The sequence below is a fragment of the Nostoc sp. genome (assembly GCF_036917315.1).
In the GTDB taxonomy this organism is placed as follows: Bacteria; Cyanobacteriota; Cyanobacteriia; order Cyanobacteriales; family Nostocaceae; genus Nostoc.
The window spans coordinates 16,851-34,100 of sequence record NZ_JBALDR010000039.1 but is presented as its reverse complement, the minus strand read 5'-3'; the positions used below and the strand labels follow the sequence as shown (position 1 = coordinate 34,100).

The 17,250-nt window shown below is 42.7% G+C and carries 14 protein-coding genes; 8 read left to right on the top strand and 6 right to left on the bottom strand.

Annotated elements, in window-relative coordinates; genetic code table 11:
- The first annotated feature begins 92 nt into the window (after positions 1–92).
- The 3 genes from V7K84_RS17260 to V7K84_RS17250 all read left to right on the top strand — a co-directional run bounded on the left by V7K84_RS17260 (position 93) and on the right by V7K84_RS17250 (position 3,858).
- Positions 93–1,082: a glycosyltransferase gene (locus tag V7K84_RS17260; RefSeq protein ID WP_334839788.1), complete on the top strand. Its 990-nt coding sequence runs from the start codon at positions 93–95 to the stop codon at positions 1,080–1,082.
- A gap of 676 nt (positions 1,083–1,758) precedes the next feature.
- Positions 1,759–3,645, top strand: a complete 1,887-nt coding sequence (locus tag V7K84_RS17255) for a sensor domain-containing protein (protein WP_334839786.1) — start codon at positions 1,759–1,761, stop codon at positions 3,643–3,645.
- 21 nt (positions 3,646–3,666) lie between these two features.
- A complete protein-coding gene (locus V7K84_RS17250) occupies positions 3,667–3,858 on the top strand; it encodes a hypothetical protein (RefSeq protein ID WP_334839784.1) in 192 nt (63 codons plus the stop codon).
- A 6-nt stretch (positions 3,859–3,864) separates the two neighbouring features.
- On the opposite strand, the gene V7K84_RS17245 is transcribed toward V7K84_RS17250, so the two are convergent.
- Positions 3,865–4,440, bottom strand: a complete 576-nt coding sequence (locus V7K84_RS17245; protein ID WP_334839782.1) for a Uma2 family endonuclease — start codon at positions 4,438–4,440, stop codon at positions 3,865–3,867.
- 140 nt (positions 4,441–4,580) lie between these two features.
- On the opposite strand from V7K84_RS17245, the gene V7K84_RS17240 reads away from it, so the two are divergent.
- Positions 4,581–5,276: a response regulator transcription factor gene (locus V7K84_RS17240; RefSeq protein WP_251959533.1), complete on the top strand. Its 696-nt coding sequence runs from the start codon at positions 4,581–4,583 to the stop codon at positions 5,274–5,276.
- A 713-nt stretch (positions 5,277–5,989) separates the two neighbouring features.
- Here V7K84_RS17240 and V7K84_RS17235 read toward each other — a convergent pair.
- Positions 5,990–6,274, bottom strand: a complete 285-nt coding sequence (locus V7K84_RS17235; protein ID WP_094350942.1) for an Npun_R1517 family heterocyst differentiation transcriptional regulator — start codon at positions 6,272–6,274, stop codon at positions 5,990–5,992.
- 866 nt (positions 6,275–7,140) lie between these two features.
- Between V7K84_RS17235 and V7K84_RS17230 the strand changes: the two genes are divergently transcribed.
- From V7K84_RS17230 to V7K84_RS17215, 4 genes are all read left to right on the top strand, one after another.
- Positions 7,141–7,497, top strand: coding sequence for an NAD(P)H-quinone oxidoreductase subunit M (locus V7K84_RS17230; protein ID WP_334839779.1), 357 nt, complete (start codon positions 7,141–7,143; stop codon positions 7,495–7,497).
- Between the two features lie 586 nt (positions 7,498–8,083).
- Positions 8,084–10,342 carry a protein phosphatase 2C domain-containing protein gene (locus tag V7K84_RS17225; protein ID WP_334839777.1) on the top strand — a complete coding sequence of 753 codons (2,259 nt, stop codon included), beginning with the start codon at positions 8,084–8,086 and terminating at the stop codon, positions 10,340–10,342.
- A 148-nt stretch (positions 10,343–10,490) separates the two neighbouring features.
- Complete coding sequence (locus tag V7K84_RS17220; protein ID WP_334839775.1) at positions 10,491–12,065, top strand: CHAT domain-containing protein; 1,575 nt, start codon at positions 10,491–10,493, stop codon at positions 12,063–12,065.
- Positions 12,066–12,212: 147 nt separating this feature from the next.
- Positions 12,213–12,860 (top strand): hypothetical protein, encoded by a 648-nt coding sequence (locus V7K84_RS17215; protein WP_334839773.1) that lies wholly within the window; start codon positions 12,213–12,215, stop codon positions 12,858–12,860.
- Between the two features lie 467 nt (positions 12,861–13,327).
- Here the strand turns inward: V7K84_RS17215 and V7K84_RS17210 are convergent, their stop codons facing one another.
- The 4 genes from V7K84_RS17210 to V7K84_RS17195 form a co-directional block, all read right to left on the bottom strand.
- Positions 13,328–14,710, bottom strand: a complete 1,383-nt coding sequence (locus V7K84_RS17210; RefSeq protein WP_334839771.1) for a PrsW family glutamic-type intramembrane protease — start codon at positions 14,708–14,710, stop codon at positions 13,328–13,330.
- A 436-nt stretch (positions 14,711–15,146) separates the two neighbouring features.
- Entirely contained in the window at positions 15,147–15,749 is a 603-nt protein-coding gene (locus V7K84_RS17205) for a DJ-1/PfpI family protein (protein ID WP_334839769.1), read from the bottom strand.
- A 218-nt stretch (positions 15,750–15,967) separates the two neighbouring features.
- Positions 15,968–16,420, bottom strand: coding sequence for a nitrate reductase associated protein (locus V7K84_RS17200; RefSeq protein WP_334839767.1), 453 nt, complete (start codon positions 16,418–16,420; stop codon positions 15,968–15,970).
- 189 nt (positions 16,421–16,609) lie between these two features.
- Positions 16,610–17,068, bottom strand: a complete 459-nt coding sequence (locus V7K84_RS17195) for a phosphate-starvation-inducible PsiE family protein (RefSeq protein WP_334839766.1) — start codon at positions 17,066–17,068, stop codon at positions 16,610–16,612.
- Positions 17,069–17,250: the final 182 nt, after the last annotated feature.

Sequence of the window (17,250 nt, the reverse complement as noted above, 5' to 3'; positions counted from 1 at the left end):
TTTTTGGAGTTATGAAAACTGCTTAATATGCCGTTCCAGGATTTTGGTTTGGGAATACTAGCTATTAATCCCATCTCCAAAATCTCAGATTTATGAATCATCAGCCAGTTGACGCAACCACCGCCACCAGCTTTTTACCAATGGTGTCGGTGGTTGTTCCTATTTATAACGGTGAGGCAGATTTACCAGAGTTAATCAATTGTCTGTTGTCTCAAACTTACCCAAAAGACCGGGTAGAATACTTGTTGGTGGACAACAACAGTAGCGATCGCACTCTCACCATCCTGAAAACATCTGCCGAAAATTGCCCAATTACAATTCGCCCCTTAAGCGAAACCCAAATTCAAAGCTCCTACGCTGCTCGTAATACTGGTATTCGCGCCGCTACGGGTGAAATTATGGTTTTTACCGATGCAGATTGTCGCCCACAACCGCAATGGTTAAATGCACTAATTCAGCCTTTTGTCAACGCAGAAGTAGTAATTGTTGCTGGTGAAATTTTGGCACTACTAGGCACAACTCTGCTAGAACAACACGCAGACCGTCAAGAAACTTTATCGCAAAAGCATACTCTTAACCATTCCTTTCGTCCCTATGGTCAAACAGCTAATTTGGCGATTCGGCACATTGCCTTTGAAAAAGTGGGTTTATTTCGTCCCTATCTGACTACTGGTGGTGATGCTGATATTTGTTGGCGGATTTTGGGGGAAAACATCGGGCGTTTGGAATTTGCCCCAAATGCGATCGTTCAGCACCGCCACCGCGCTACACTTCAAGAACTGCAAAGTCAATGGCGGCGTTATGGACGCTCAAATCGCTATCTGCACGAACTGTACGGTGTAGATTTAATGCGAGAGATGACACCCAGAGAATACGGCTATCGTTTGGCACGTTGGCTATTGAAGGAAGTACCAAGAGATATTAAAAAGGCTTTGGTGAAGCCCGCCCCAGGCATCGCTAGCCAAGCCACCCTTGTAGATTTATTAAGTACTCCCATTGGTTTGTTCACAGCTAGGGCGCGTACTGCTGGACAAAGAGACGCCAAGCTACCAGAGAATGCCAAGATAATTGCTCGACTGTAAGTAAGAAAAAGGGCGTTGCTGATTTAGATGTGTAAATCTTGGTATAGAGACGTTGCAATTGCTAGTCTCTAGAAAGGTTTTGAAATTACGCAAAATCATTTTCATACCTGAATTCAGTAACACTTGAGCAAAAACGTTCTTGTCAGTCTAAAAGCATTGACTGACAACCTTATGCTTTCCTTAGCTCACAAAAGCGAATGTATCTTAAGAAGTATTTGCAAAAGCAGGTAAAGCAAATATGCTGTTATTAATCTTTGAACTTTAGTACCTTGTATTTAATAAAATAAAAATTTCAGTAGGTAGGGCTTGTTGCCACTCAGGACTTTGGTTGGCAATAAATATGGCTAAAAGTTGATTGAGGCTACACAAATTTGATTGCTTCGTGATTATTGAAAGATAAATTAGTAAATCAAAAAACCAACTTCTTTAATATTTATTTATAGAGTGTCCGCTCTTTCAAGTAACCTTCTCTCCTTGCCTGCTCAATAGCGTCTGAAGTCTTGAAGAAAGCATGAGGTTTGTTTCCACTGCTTTCTTCATTCACACTTACGCTTTATAGTTTTGTGAGTTGAGCAACATGAAAGTGGATGGATTTGATCGACAAATAGATAAATTATGCTCACAGATACAGGAACTATTAAAATGCTATGGAACTAAGCTGAACTCACAACAGGAGATGATAACAGAGGCTTTCGAGGAACTTAACACCGCAATGGAAGAACTATTGACAGCTTCCGAGGAGTTAAAGGTAACACGAGCGGCAGTAGAGAAAGAGCGCCAACGTTACCAAGACTTGTTCGAGTTTGCTCCAGATGGTTACTTGGTAACTGATACCCACGGAATAATCCAAGAGGCTAACCATGTAGCAGCAACTTTGCTCGGTGTCCAACAAAAGTATTTAGTAGGTAAACCATTAATTCTTTTTATTGGTCAACAAGACCGCCAGTCCTTTAACTATCAAATAAACAATTTGCAAGAGATAGTGAACTGGGAAATTCACTTACAGCCACGGAGAGGAAAGCCTTTCCCTGCTAATGTGAAAGCGTCTGTAGTATACGATCTTGAAGAGAAGTACCTTGGCTGGCGTTGGCTGTTGTGCAACATCAGCGAACGCAAACAAGCTGAAGAAATGTTGTACCGAGCTTACAGTGAGTTAGAAATACGGGTGGCGGAACGAACAGCGGAACTGGTAAAAGCAAATCAGAAATTGCTCAATGAAATTACAGAGCGTAAACGAGTCGAGTCACAACTGCTGCACCTTGCTTTTCACGATACACTGACGGGTCTGGCAAACCGCGTTGCATTTATGAACCGCCTAAAACATGCGATAAATTATTCAAAACGGCATTCAGATTATCTATATGCTGTACTATTTATCGACCTAGATCGGTTTAAGGTGATCAATGACAGCCTTGGACACCTAAATGGAGACCAATTGCTGCTTGCTATTGCAAGTAGACTACAAGTATGTGTACGCTCCATAGATACAGCAGCACGGCTTGGGGGAGACGAATTTACAATCCTGCTTGAGGGAATCCAGGATATGTCAGATGCCATCAAAGTCGCTGAACGGATTCAGAAGGAACTGACATTACCCTTTGAGCTTGACGGACAAGAAGTCTTCATCACGGCAAGTATTGGCATCGCGTTGAGTTCGACAGTAGACTATCAACACCCAGAAGAACTGTTGAGGGATGCAGATACAGCAATGTACCGAGCCAAGGTGCTAGGCAGAGCGCGTTATGAGTTATTCAACTCAGATATGTATGCTGATGCTCTAGCGAGATTGCAGTTAGAAACTGATTTGCGCCGAGCAATTGAACGCGAAGAATTTCGGGTTTATTACCAACCGATTGTTTCGCTAACTAGTGGCTCTATTATAGGTTTTGAGGCTCTATTGCGCTGGCAGCATCCAGAGCGTGGTCTGCTTAATCCAGCAGATTTTATTCCCCTAGCAGAGGAAACTGGACTAATTTTCTCCATTGGCAAATGGGCATTGCATGAAGCCTGCCGCCAGATGCAAGTTTGGCGGGTATGCCATCGTTCTAAATTACTAGATAAAATTAGTGTTAATCTCTCCGTCAAGCAATTTTCTCAGCCGGATTTGATAGAGCAGATTGGACAAATTTTGCACTCAACTGGCCTTGATGCTGGCACTTTAATGCTAGAGATTACTGAAAACGCAATTGTGGAAAATGGTAATAACGTAACTGCCGCAATCTTGCAACTTCGAGAGATGGGCATTGAGTTATCAATTGATGACTTTGGTACGGGCTATTCCTCATTAGGTGGTCTTTATAACTTTCCGATTAGTGTGTTGAAAATTGACCGTTCTTTCATCAGTTTGATGGGCATTAATAGTAAGAATTTAGAAATTATTGAGATAATTGTCGCCTTGGCACACAAGCTAGGTGTGGATGTGCTTGCCGAAGGGGTAGAGACAAAAGAGCAACTATTACTTCTAAGAAAGTTAAACTGTCAATATAGCCAGGGACATTTTTTCTCAGTTCCGTTAAATAGCTCGGCAGTAGAGGCATTAATTATGGAAAATCCTCAATGGTAAGGGTTATTTAACTAATTCGTAATGACGCTCTCTACGAACGCGAACAGCACAGCAACACAATGGAATGCTGCAAACACCTCTCCAACCTTGACGCCTCATATCGATTGGGGAGAGGCGATCGACGTTTCCCGCTTCTATGGACGTACTACTGAATTAGAAACCTTAAGCCAATGGATTGTGCGCGATCGCACGGCTATTTTCGCTAAAGGGTAAAAATTATTAAAGAATTCCTTGTAAATCCAAAACAAAACCTGGCAGTACCTCCTCCCCCGATAACTGATTTGGTGAAAGTAGCACTTCCTTTTCTTTTCCTTGGCGATAAATTTCTACCTGCTTTCCTTTAGGGTCAATCAGCCAGCCCAAGCGCGTACCATTCTCCATATACTCTTGCATTTTGTCTTGGAGGGACTTGAGCGTATCATATTCAGAGGGCAATTGTACTACGAAGTCAGGACAGATGGGTGAAAAAGTTCTTCGTTGTTCAGGAGCCAGTGCTTCCCACCTCTCTAAATAAACCCAAGCCGCATCAGGCGAACGTAAAGCTCCATTGGGAAGCTGAAACATCGTTGAAGAGTCAAAAGCTTCTCCAGTCCCGTCTTCATCTGTCCAAGTTCCCAAGCGTTGAGTTAGTCTGCGGTTTCGACTACCAGTTTCTCCACCAGTTGGTGCCATTACAACTAATTCTCCCAATGCTGTGCGCTCTAGTTTAGCATCAGGGTTGACTTGACATAGCTGATAAAACTGCTCAGAAGTGAGATTGATTAATGGTTCTAAGTTCAGGGTAATAGCATTCATCTTGCAGTTTCTCCTGTCTTGATTATCACTATTATGGTTAACTTGCTACCAGATTGGAGTTCATCTTCCCTTCTATCCTTTTGTTCAATGCCTGTCAACTTTCGCTAAATTGGAAAAAGGTAAACTTAAGGGAATTTTAAATGTCAGCACAATTGTTACTGGTGGATGATGAACCAGGGATACGGGAAGCCGTGAAAGACTATTTGCAAGAGAGCGGTTTCAGCGTTCAAGTCGCCAGTAACGCCCTTGAAGGTTGGGAATGGATGCAGCTGAATACACCTGACTTAGTGATTTCCGATGTGATGATGCCTCAAGTGGATGGCTATCAGTTTCTGAAGCAACTACGGGAAGACCCCCGTTTCCAAGCACTACCGGTAGTATTTTTAACTGCTAAAGGTATGACAGGCGATCGCATCCAAGGTTATCACGCTGGTGTTGATGCCTATCTACCCAAACCCTTCGATCCAGACGAATTAGTGGCTATAGTCGAAAATTTGCTAGCCCGCCGCGCTGCTAAGGCTGCGAGTACGGGAGATGACGCTGAAACCCCCGATCTTGCTGAACTAGCCAATCAGATTGCCCAAATTAAAGCATTGTTAACTCAAAGAAATGCCATTTCCCAATCGCCAGCCCCTTTTAAAATTGATTTGACTCCCAGAGAACAAAGTGTTTTAAATTTGGTCGCTGAAGGGTTGATGAACAAAGAAATCGCCCGTCGCTTAGAAACCAGCGTCCGTAATGTAGAAAAATACGTCAGCCGTTTGTTTAGTAAAACCGGTACCAATAGCCGTACAGAGTTAGTTCGTTTTGCTCTGGAACACGGTCTTGCTAAATAGGGATGGGAATTCTTGTACTGCCCTTCCCTGCGGGACGCTACGCGTAGCTTGCTTCCACGTTCGCGCAGCATGCCGTAGGCAAGTGGTACGACTACGCTCAAGAACCGCGTTTGTGTCGTAGCGTCCCGTAGAGAAGCCATTGGCGCAGCCTCTCCAAGAGTTGTATTGGGTATGGAGAAGATCGCAACTTAGACAAGGTGGACAAGGAAGAAGAGAGAGACTTGTCTCCCTCATCTCCCTTGCCTCTGGGTAATTGATAATAGCTAACTGGCTGCTAAACCATTACCTATTACCAGTAATAGATAAGACATAAGTATTTCAGCAAATCAGGCACTTAGCTTAAGCAAAAAGCTAAAAGAAAGGTTATTTATTTTTACTTTGGTCTTTTAGATTTTCATTTGATTTGCGCCTGTTATCCAATTCCCCATCTGTAAAGACACAGGGTTTTATTATTCTGCAATGTTTTGATAAAAACTCGGTAAAATGCACCCGGCTGAATTTGCTTTCAGATTCTACCAGTACCCTTTGCTACAAAGTTTTTAATAGCGGAAACTGTTCCTGGGACTTTGTGCTGCTAAATAAGACTTTCACAAGGTAGAAATCAAAATATTTTATGAAATCTACTGACTGCTTAGTTTTTATGGCAATGGGGGTATGGGATCAACATTTGATTTGATGCCCAATTCACGTTTTTCACCAATTAAATTACACCTTTAGGTTGGAGAATTTTCCGCTACATTACGCAAGCGCATTAGCTGACGCCGCATTTGAGGCGAGGCTTTAAACTCAGATACCTCCTGGGCTTTAACGGACGCTTGGAGCGTTTCTAGAAAGTCATCAGAACCTTCGGTTAAAGCATCAAGTAGCACCTGTAAGAGTTGCTCGCGATCGCTCAATAGACTCTTTTCCTCAATCAACCGGAATTTGAGATGTATTTCACACTCATAAACACCTACTTCGAGATTATTTATCTGGCGTGGTAATGCTTTGGAGTTCATAACTATTGAGATTCCTTTACTTGGTTGTTATGAGGGTAAGGAGGTAGATGTCCAGCAAAATTCTTTATATCTCTTTTGAATCCAAAGTGCTTGAATTAAGAATTTTTCTTCATCAATCACCTTTGTATTCCATTTCACTCTCCTGTGGTGTATTTTCAAGCTAGATTTTCAGTGTCTAGATTTTGACGTTTCTGTGCCAGATGTAGCTTATGGTAAGCCATAACTATTATTCAGTTTTTAAGATTCTACACAATAAAGTTTCTGTAAGAAGTTGTTCAACCTTTTTAAAGGTTTTTACATCAACTTTATGTGAACGTCAATAACAGTTTGACTTGTTACTTTAATTTTGGTGTTTATACGTAAGTAAAACCGCTGATTTTTTTTGAGTTTCTTAAAGCCAGCAGTCGATGTAGCGCTATTGCGTGAAATTACTTGATGTACGTTTTTTGCGATAGAAAATTCAGGATAAATTGCTCGGCATAATTATTAATGTCAAAACTTTTGTTCTCTATAAAAAAAGCACACAGAGCAAATTATTTATGCTGAGTGCCTTGCCCTACTGTGTTTTGGGCTTGATTGAGTCCAAAAATATTAGCAGTAAGTCAGATTTGTAGACTAAATGAAAATACTCTACCAATTAATTTTTACAGAAAAATAATTCGACTACTGTCAGTACTAGCAGTTAAATATATCTTCAACTCATAACAGAAGTAGCAAACTCATCAGTAAAGGTGATATTTTTACTTATGCCCATTCAATATACCCTTTTAAAACAGGATTCAAAGCTTTTAAATTGGGAGCATTCAAGCTCGGATATAAGGTCTACAATAATTTCAGTGTAATCCACGCAAATCTTACACCTTTTTATGGATAACCCGATGCTGCTCAAGTCCACAACCCGGCACATCCGCATTTTTGCAGGTGAAATTGACCGAGATGGCGATCTAGTTCCTAGTCAACAAGTCTTAACCTTAGATGTTGACCCAGATAACGAATTTAATTGGAATGAAGATGCACTGCAAAAAATTTATCGAAAATTTGATGAACTAGTAGAAGCATCTAGTGGCGCAGACCTCACGGACTACAACTTGCGCCGTGTGGGGTCAGACTTAGAGCATTATCTGCGATCGCTTCTGCAACTCGGCGAAGTCAGCTACAATCTTTCTGCCCGTGTTACTAATTACAGCATGGGAGTCCCTCAAGTTGCCATTGACGACAAATAAGCCAATGAGTTGGTAGCGGACTGCCTGAACCCTTCTGTACAAAGAGTGCTGAGTTAAAAGTGTTTCGGCTGAGAGTGGAAAAATTCATAAGTCTACTTTTTAACTCAGCACTGGCTAACCCCGCGCTGCCACTAACAGCAGTCCTCAAGAGATTCTTAGAGTCACTGCATTTATCAGGTACTTTTGCCAAAATTAATATTTGCTATTCTTAATTCTTAATTAAAGTTAATTCTTGCTATCCTACTTATAAACTAAATAAATACCAATATTCTCTGCCTGTTAATGATGGGGTAATTTCGCAAAAAAAAATCGCGCAGTTATGCTTGGGTTATGCTGTGGTGACAGGGTTGGAGTTAGTTGCTTTGGCGATGGAGAGTCACAGGGCAATAGAAGCTATGATTAGGCTGTAGGGTTGAGTTAGGAGCGTATTTTTTGGATTCGGATAAGTATTAGCACCTGCTGATATCCGCCAGCTAAAATCATCATCTGAAGTCTGGGTATGTCAAGTTTAAGAAAGATGAGCGGTCTAGATTGTCCCTACTAATGCTATTAAAGAAATTGCCAATCGCTGATCGGTGCGAAAACTATGGAAAATGACGCGGCAACGCTCTACTGTCCAAACGAAAATTGTCAGGCTGCCAACCCCCTGACTCACAAGTTTTGCCAGCGATGTTCCACGCCCCTACCCAAAAATTATCTCTGGGCTGTGGTAGATAGCCCAAGTATGGGTAGCCCAGGAGAAATATTAGCCGATCGCTATTTAATCCTTGATAAATTTCTTCTTTTAGATACGAAGCCTGGTTTATTAGCGCTAACGCCTGAGTTAGATAATTTGCAGCCTCTAAAAGCGTACCTGAGACTGATTCCCTACCGTCTACACGTACCGGAGGTATATGGAGTGCTTTTTGTTGCTGACGGGTCTTCCCACCGAGAAATATTACTCTTAGAAAAACCGCCACTATTAGTAGATGACACTACCCAACAAGTACATTTAGGCAGCGAGTTAACCACCGCTTGGCGTGATGCAACATCGATGCGCCAACTAAATTGGTTATGGCAAATAGCTCATCTGTGGCAACCTCTTGTAAGTGAAGGTGTCGCTTCTAGCTTACTTGACTCTTATGTATTACGGGTAGAAGGATCGTTAGTCCGGTTGTTGGAATTGCGTTTTGACAGCACCACATCCCCAGAATTGCCCCAATTAGGTGAATTTTGGCAGCAGTTGGTCAGCACTGCCAAACCAGCGATCGCGGAATTTGTCGATCGCGTTAGTCTGGCTTTAATTCAGGGAGAGATTAATTCCACCGATCAATTAATCGGAGTTTTAGATCGGGGACTGGCTGGGTTAGGGCGATCGCAAACACCCACGATCCAAATTATCACCAAAACCGACACCGGGCCCAGTCGTCAACGTAACGAAGATGCCTGTAGTCCCCCCAGTGGAACTCCAGTGAGCAAACCACCCCAGCCAACAGCCTTAGCAATTGTCTGTGATGGCATCGGTGGACACGAGGGCGGCAATGTCGCCTCAAATTTAGCCATTGAAACCATCCAGCAGCAGGTGCAACAACTAACAAAGGTTCCTTACGACCACATAGACCCTGCAATGCTGCTGAATGACCTAGATAAAGCAGTGGCAATGGCCAATGACAAAATCAGTCAACGCAATGACAGTGAAAATCGCCAAGGGCGTCAACGCATGGGCACGACTTTAGTCATGGCATTGCCTGTTGCTCATGAAATGTACATTACCCACGTCGGCGATAGTCGTGCCTACTGGATTACACGCCACGGCTGTTATCAAGTTACCCTTGATGATGATGTCGCCTCCCGCGAAGTGCGGCTAGGTTATGCCATTTACCGCGAGGCAGTGCAACAAAGTGCCGCTGGCTCTCTCGTCCAAGCTTTGGGGATGGGTTCTAGCACTTCATTGCATCCCACATCGGGACGGTTTATGCTCGATGAAGATGCTGTTTTTCTGCTCACATCCGATGGTTTGAGTGACTTCGATCGGGTAGAGGAGTACTGGGAAACAGAAATCTTGCCGATTTTAGTTGGGGAAGCAAATATAGCAACTGTTGCCGATCGATTAGTCGAAATTGCTAATACTAAAAATGGACACGATAATGTCACCGTCGCTTTAGTTCACTATCAAGTCCAATATTGGGAACCAGAAATCACCATCCAAGCAATAATTCCTCAGAGTCATTCTGCCAAAACAGTTGATTTAGCATCCAGGGCCACAGATGCGACAGTTTTAGGCAGTCCAAACCACAAGACTCAGGTAATTCCAGACACTGAACCGGCTATTACTCGTCAATTCCCCCTACAGTGGATAGTTCCATTAATATTTGTGCTAGCAGCAGGTTTTTTAGGATTGTTCGTCAGGCAACTGCGAGGAACCTCTCCAATTTTTTCCAATCCCTTACAAACCCAAAATCCTACCATCGAAGCGACACCTACACCGCGATCGCTGGCTAATCTTTCTCCTGGTTGGGTAATTAAAACCAATAATGACATCTCCTTGGGAAACAACCAATCACTTCCCCGTGGGGCTTTTTTAGAAGTTATTGAGAAAAAATCAAATCCAAATCCTGCTTCTGGGAGTTTTTTGGTGTCTATGCGAGTCTGTGCTAATAAAAGTACACAAACTCCAGCTAATACTAATAGCCCAGCTGTAACTACCTCAGTTCCACCAAATTCAAACCCTTTGCCAGCAACAGTATTGCTAAACTCCTCCCAAGTCAACCGTTTTGGCATTGTTTTACAATCAGACGCACCAAATCCATGTAGAACTATCACGCAACCGCCAGTTACCGAACCAGCTGACACCAGTCCAACTTAATCAAATACTCGATAAACTGGTAAAAACCTGGAATAATAACAGGTAACAATCAGATTAAAAAACTTACAAGGTCAAAAAAGTAGAAAATTTTCACCTTGGAGAATTGTTATTTGAAATTATTTTTTTTAACTTTTAATTTAATGAATCCATGCCATCCCTGAATTTGGCGATCGCCCGTCTCTTAAACACTGGCACTGACAACTTCGCCATTTGGGTGGTCAAGGCTCCGTATCCCAGTGGCTACGTTTTACATGACTGTGTATGGCCTGTTGAACTTACCCAAGTGTGGCACGAATGGCAGCAGATGTTTGCTGGTCATGGTCGCTTAGATATTTCCCCTAACTCAACATCTCAAAAGAGCAACCCATTTCCCATAGATTGGATTTCATCCCCTTCAGGTCAACCTACTGGTCCCTACAGCAGTCGTCTGATGCAATACTTGGGAATGAATTTATGGCGCTGGGTATTCGACGGACAAATTCTTGGTAGTTTAGAACGCAGTCGCGGTATTGCTATGGGTCAGCATACACGTTTGCGCTTTCGACTAGAAATTCGCGACCCGGATCTGATCGCTTTCCCTTGGGAAATTATGCAGCGTGAGCCTGGCCAATCGGCGATGTCTCTCTCGCAAGATTTGTTATTTAGTCGCACCACCACAGAAGTTGACGCTTTACCGCATTTGCGAACTGACCAAGCTTTAAGTATTTTGCTGGTTTTAGGTCATGATGACAAGCTGCAACTAGAACAAGAAGGCGCTATCTTACAGCAAGCTCTTGCAGATACGCCTGGTAACTCCCAAAGATATGCACCTTGTGTAGTGAATCAACTCATTCAACCAACTCCACAACAGTTGATTGATGAATTAGAAACCAAAGAATACAATGTTTTCTTTTACGCTGGACATGGTTTGCCAGACCCAGACGGAGGGTTACTGTTTTTGCGAGCAGATATGCCCCTCAATGGGATAGAATTGGCGCAAGCATTGACCCGTACGGGTGTGAAATTAGCGGTTTTCAACGCTTGTTGGGGCGCACAACCAGCTGCAATCAATCATCAAGCTATCCCTGCCAGTAGTTTAGCAGAAGTATTGATTCGTCATGGTGTGCCTGCGGTTTTGGGGATGCGCGATGAAATCGCTGACCATGAAAGCCACAGTTTTATTCAAGCTTTTACCGAAGCTTTGCGATCGCACAAGCCAATTGATGAAGCCGTAGCACAGGCTAGGCAAGAGTTGTTAACACTGTATAAATTTAATCAACCTGCTTGGACTTTGCCTGTTCTCTACCTGCATCCAGATTTTAATGGCGAACTGATTAAAAATCTGGATGAAGGTATTACCGAACTTCCAGATACAGCCATTCCTGAGGTCGGTTCCTCACTTCCGACTGCAAGTTTGCGATCGCTGACTCCAAAAGGTAAAACCTGGCTACTGCGTTATGGAGTTACCCGCATCGGCCGCACGAAAGATAATGATATTGTCATCCCCGAACCATCTGTATCCAAACGCCACGCCGAAATCTTCTGCCGCAACACTCTTACAGATGCTACACTGATGCGAACTTATTACTTGCAAGATTTTTCCACCTACGGGACAACCTGGTTTTTAGGCCCTAATGGCTGGCAACAAATCCTCCGGGAGGAAGTCCCTTTGAAATCGGGGATGCAGTTAAAGTTTGGAAGTGCTAGAGGGGAAACCTGGGAGTTTGTGATTGAAGACTCCTAGCGGAGCTATTGCATAAATGAATTTGAGTCTTTAGCATTAGCTTTTAAAATCTGTTTTTTTTGGAGAAAAAATCAACAGTTTTTGCGGAAATCTCCTCTTAGAACTTGTAGCTGTCAATACCACCAAATAATCATGAGGGAAGAAAATATGGCTCACAAAATTAACGGCTCAGACACTTTCCCATCTTTGCCATCTCAAGTAGATTTAGAGTTATTAGAAGCGTTACTAGAACCAGAAGATGCGAACTATCCCTGGAATCCAGGTGATGAGGAATCAGAAGCTTATTTTCAAGAACTAGAACAACAGTTCGGAATGGAAGATTTGCAGGGCGTTGAACTAATGAGGCGATCGCAAGATTTTTACGGACATCTAGATACACTTTGGTCTAGTATTACTCCTACACCTGACCAAAATGATAACCTACAACAGGCAGTAGTGCTTAACCTCCAAGAAACATTACGTACTAATTTTTCTGCCTGTGTCCCCCAAATATTGCTCAACACCATCGCCAGCAAAGCTGCTGAGATATTTGCTGCTCGCCAATTAATCAGCGAGCAACTGGTTGAGTGCGTTCAGACAGTGCTACCTGCTTGGGGAACTGAGGATCTTATTGTTTTGGCTCGTCCTTTTGCTTACGCTATGCGAAGCAGCGAATCGCAAAACGCGGCATCTGCACTCAGTAATCTTCAAAATAGCGAGTGGACAGCTTTATCAGAAGTAGATAAAGCAAAAGTTAGTTTAGCGATCGCTTCTTATGCTTTTACTGAACTTAACAAGTCTCAGTCTGAAGTATGAATGAGGAGTAGGGTCTAGGGAGTAGGGAGTAGGGGATAAGAAAAGTTTTCATTATGCATTGTGTTCGTGTAACCCGCGCTTTGCTATTTACTCTATTTTGAGGTGTCTTTTGCAAAGATGCTGGTTTGACTTACGCAAAGGAAGAGTCGAAAATCAAGACTTTGTGCAAGAAGTTTAATGATTTTTATTTTTGTAAGTATATTTACTCCACAATAGGTTAACAGTACGCTGATTTTCAAATTAGGCCATCTATCCCAAGACGTAAATACTCAAGCATTGGTTGTTCTCCCCCATCTCCCCCTGCTCCTCGGTTACAGAGCGACTTGCCTTGACTTGTGCCGAGCATCTCGACTAGCCCTTCTCTGCGAGAGGCTGCGCTTACGACAAGCTCAGGACAAGTCGGTCGATGGAACCGGAGCCGAGGTAGCAAAGTCGAAAGAAGCCGAAGTGCTGCTCCCCTGCTCCCGCTATTTTGGGCCAAGAAATCGGGTAGCAAAATTTTGCGATCGCGTTGGTGACAGCGCCCGTGCCTTGAGAATTGCCGCCATCAGAAAGGCGTAAGATAACACTCCAACAACTACCAACAGCAAGGCATTGATTGACCCTGTAGCATTCCAGAGAGCGTGGAGTGCAGAGGCGCTCAAATAACCAATAGACAGAATTTGCCAACTTCTACTAGGTTTGAGGACAGCCAACCCGATAAAATAACCCAAGTAGCCACTATAAGCCATGTGTCCGGCTACAGAGCCTAAAATTCGCGGAATTAGCAGTTGTAAACCTGCCAGTTGACCAGCAGCCCCTATACCCACCTGTTGCGTGACATTTTGAGTGATATCAGGCACATACTGACCGAGGGTTTCCAAAAGAGTAAAACCAACGGCAGAAGCCGTACCCAGGAGAATACCATCTAGAGGTTCCCAGATACCGATGCGTTCTCGCCAAGGTGAAGACAACATTCTACCGATGGCAAAAGCCCCTAGTACAGGTAATGCCTTGAGTAATTCCTCCATCAACCCAGCGCCAAAAAACATCCGCACCAGCAACTCTGTGAAGGTGATAGATTCTTGGGGTGTGGGCAAGCTTCCAGGCAAGATGCCGCGAAATACGAAAATAAATAGATCCAACAGCGGACTGAGCAAAATCAGGATTGTACCCAATGAGGTAGCCATTAGCACCCACCAAGGCTTCTGTTTACCGCAAAGCTGGTAAACAAAATAGTAGGCAGCAAAAGCGATGTAACTTGCGACGATCACTTGATTAGCTTGGGGCCGACCGACTGTAGCGAACATCAGCACCACAAAAATTACGGTCAGTATTCCCGGTACGAGGTAAGCTTTACTAGTTAAATCTTTACCAGTGGAAATAATTGGAAAAAGCTGGGTGAAGCTAACAGAATCTGGCTGCTTTAATTGCGTGTGGTTGTGGTAGTTAGTTGCCGAAGGCAGTGGTGTAATTTGGTTGACTGTCGTCGCCGGGGTTAGTGAGGTATACTCGTATTCAAAAATGTATTGCGGCCCATCAGCACCTAGAGAAATGCGATCGCCTGGGTGCAATTCCTGACATTCATATAAGCGTTGTCCATTCAAATAAGTGCCATTAGCACTATTCAAGTCACAAAGCACCCAGCTAAATTTGCTATCTGGGGATAGAGAGAGGGGACGAACCACTGCATGACGACGAGATACCATTCGGTACATCATGGCATCCAAGACAACTTGGCAGCTGGGGTCGCGTCCAATTACCATCTCTTTACTGGGGGGCAGCGAGTAGCGAGATTCTGCTCCCAAAGCTGCCCCATTACCAGACACTAGCCGCAGAAATGCATTATGTCTTGCGTTTTTGCCTGTCATCGATAAGAAGTGCGTTTCTAAACTAATTCTTCACATAATTTGGCAGCAGGACTAACCTTAGCCACATTAGCAGCAGCATTGCTAAATCCACTATAGCTTCACTTACTGCTAAGAAATTTAAAATTATTGGTGCAAAATTTCAAATTGTTTCACCTCATGTAAAGAAGTATTCCATCTGCTGAGAGTTTGCCCTAAAACTGACTTGTTAAGCGAATAAATCAGATTGTCTCGATGCTGTACTTTTGACATCGTAGCTGCAAATTAAACCCACTGCAATTTATTAAAAAATAGTATTTTTTACTGCATTTAGTTCCATTTCAAAAATATATAATTTTTAGTCGTCTGTTGTCAGTTGTTTTTGCCAAAGCTCTTTTGGAGTAGGGAGTAGGGGAAGAAACTGTTATGAAGTGAACCAAAATATTTCTGGTATCTTATCTCAAACAACTGTAGTCAGTTCTGGGTGTTCAATCTTAGTTCCAAGTACTTTGAGAAATTCTGCTAGCCAATGTGGGTGAGCAGGCCAAGCTGGTGCTGTCACTAAGTTACCATCAACTATTGCTCGATCGACAGGGATATTAACATAGATTCCTCCAGCACTCTTGATATCTGGGCTACAAGCAGGGTAGCCAGTACATCTCTTGCCTTGCAGTACATCAGCAGCCGCTAATACCTGCAAGCCGTGGCAGATGGCAGCAATCGGTTTATTCGCTTGGGCAAAGTGACGGGTGATTTCTAGTACCTGCTGATTGAGGCGGATATATTCTGGTGCCCTTCCTCCAGGAATGACTAAGGCATCGTAGTTTGTGGCTTCTACTTCTGCAAACGTTGCATTTAAAGTAAAATTGTGTCCGGGTTTTTCGCTGTAAGTCTGGTCTCCTTCAAAGTCATGAATTGCTGTCCGTACCTTATCGCCAGCTTTTTTGTCGGGGCAAACTGCGTGGACAGTGTGTCCCACCACTTGTAATGCCTGGAAAGGAACCATTACTTCATAGTCTTCTACATAGTCGCCAACAAGCATCAAAAGTTTCTTTGCAGCCATATATTTGTTACCCTCACTTATAAGTCATCAAATAGTTGTTTCTAAAGTAAATATTAATTTAGAGTCAGCTTTTTTCGGCGTTAGTTTATATACGAGTTTTTGATACATGACATCAATCACTGTGCTGTCATGTATAATTTCAGAGTGGCAAGCTAACAAAAATTAATACATCTTATAGGAACACGACCATAATTCAACGATTACGATCGAATGGTAAATTAAAGCAGATGAAATTCTGCGATCGCTCTAGGAAAGTTTTTGTTTTCATGTCCTGGCTGGCTGAGTTTAATCAAAGCAAAACGCTGCAAGGGCGTTAAAGCTGCCCAATGTTGCTGTGTCAGGGTTACACCTATTTCTTGAGCTTTTTCCTGAAGGCTAGCTGGTACAGTGGCAGAGTCTAGCCATGCAGGATGAGGCTCGATGGGCAATTTTGTAGCTGGTATACCTGTGCGTTGTATGATTAATTGCTCGATATACTCGCGGTAAGACTGAATTTCCGTTTCTGTAGTGCAAGGTAATTCGGCTAAAGCTTGACGCTCGGCTGTAGTCATTTGATTCCAGTCAGGCAATTTTAGCTTGATGCCACAGGTATCTAATTTGCAACGTACCTGCATGGGGATGCAACGCAGAGAATCAACAAAGTCTGCTTCAAATTGAAAAAAATCTGTCACGTCGCTTCGCTCCGAATTAAAAATTAAAAATTAATAATCCCTATCAATAAATTTAGTTGCTCTGTATCCTTTTTGTTTTCGGTCATTGTTCGACAAACCTAAATTTGATGGGAAATAGGGAGTGGGAAATGGGAAAAGCAGCAAGTTTTGTGTCGAGGTCTAAATCCACATTACAAATTACGAATTATTTCAACCTGTATTTTTGGAATTACTCAGACGGATTATCAAATAACTAATTGACAAGGCAAGAATAGCTATACCTAAACCAATTATATCAATCCCTCCAACTTTTTCTAAATCAAGAATAATAATTTTTCTTGCAACAGCAATTAAAGAAGTCACAATAACTAATTCAACTTGAAAAACGTGTTTTCGTAAGTAGGCTGTAATATTTTCTAAAATTTCTAAAGCGATTAAAATATTTAAAAATAGCCCAAAAATTTTATATAATGTTGTGTTAAACTTTGCATAAGGAGCTGTAAATAACTCTTTAACAATAAATACTCCTAAATCTCCGATCGCTACCAAAATTACCACCACCATAAAAATAGATAGAACTTTAGAAACTAGCACTTCTATGTTTTCAATAATGTGCATGAAGTTCTCATCTTTGGTAGCCCCTAGTATTTCCCTCAGTAACTTTTTCATCTGCTGCACCCGATTCTAAAATAAAAGAAAATCCTATAGCCATTTTCAATCCGGTGAGGCACAGGTATGCAAATAGACCTAACCCCCTAACCCCCAACTCGTCGCGGGAAGCGGGAACAATTCAAAGCCTCTCTCCTTTTAGGAGAGAGGAATGGAAGTGAGTTCAAAATTGTACTTCACGC

What these genes read in the sequence shown, in the direction of transcription:
- V7K84_RS17260 (WP_334839788.1), top strand. Translation starts at nt 93, where the DNA reads ATGAATCATCAGCCAGTTGACGCAACCACCGCCACCAGCTTTTTACCA.
- V7K84_RS17255 (WP_334839786.1), top strand. Translation starts at nt 1,759, where the DNA reads ATGATAACAGAGGCTTTCGAGGAACTTAACACCGCAATGGAAGAACTA.
- V7K84_RS17250 (WP_334839784.1), top strand. Translation starts at nt 3,667, where the DNA reads ATGACGCTCTCTACGAACGCGAACAGCACAGCAACACAATGGAATGCT.
- V7K84_RS17245 (WP_334839782.1), bottom strand. Translation starts at nt 4,440, where the DNA reads ATGAATGCTATTACCCTGAACTTAGAACCATTAATCAATCTCACTTCT.
- V7K84_RS17240 (WP_251959533.1), top strand. Translation starts at nt 4,581, where the DNA reads ATGTCAGCACAATTGTTACTGGTGGATGATGAACCAGGGATACGGGAA.
- V7K84_RS17235 (WP_094350942.1), bottom strand. Translation starts at nt 6,274, where the DNA reads ATGAACTCCAAAGCATTACCACGCCAGATAAATAATCTCGAAGTAGGT.
- V7K84_RS17230 (WP_334839779.1), top strand. Translation starts at nt 7,141, where the DNA reads ATGGATAACCCGATGCTGCTCAAGTCCACAACCCGGCACATCCGCATT.
- V7K84_RS17225 (WP_334839777.1), top strand. Translation starts at nt 8,084, where the DNA reads ATGGAAAATGACGCGGCAACGCTCTACTGTCCAAACGAAAATTGTCAG.
- V7K84_RS17220 (WP_334839775.1), top strand. Translation starts at nt 10,491, where the DNA reads ATGCCATCCCTGAATTTGGCGATCGCCCGTCTCTTAAACACTGGCACT.
- V7K84_RS17215 (WP_334839773.1), top strand. Translation starts at nt 12,213, where the DNA reads ATGGCTCACAAAATTAACGGCTCAGACACTTTCCCATCTTTGCCATCT.
- V7K84_RS17210 (WP_334839771.1), bottom strand. Translation starts at nt 14,710, where the DNA reads ATGACAGGCAAAAACGCAAGACATAATGCATTTCTGCGGCTAGTGTCT.
- V7K84_RS17205 (WP_334839769.1), bottom strand. Translation starts at nt 15,749, where the DNA reads ATGGCTGCAAAGAAACTTTTGATGCTTGTTGGCGACTATGTAGAAGAC.
- V7K84_RS17195 (WP_334839766.1), bottom strand. Translation starts at nt 17,068, where the DNA reads ATGAAAAAGTTACTGAGGGAAATACTAGGGGCTACCAAAGATGAGAAC.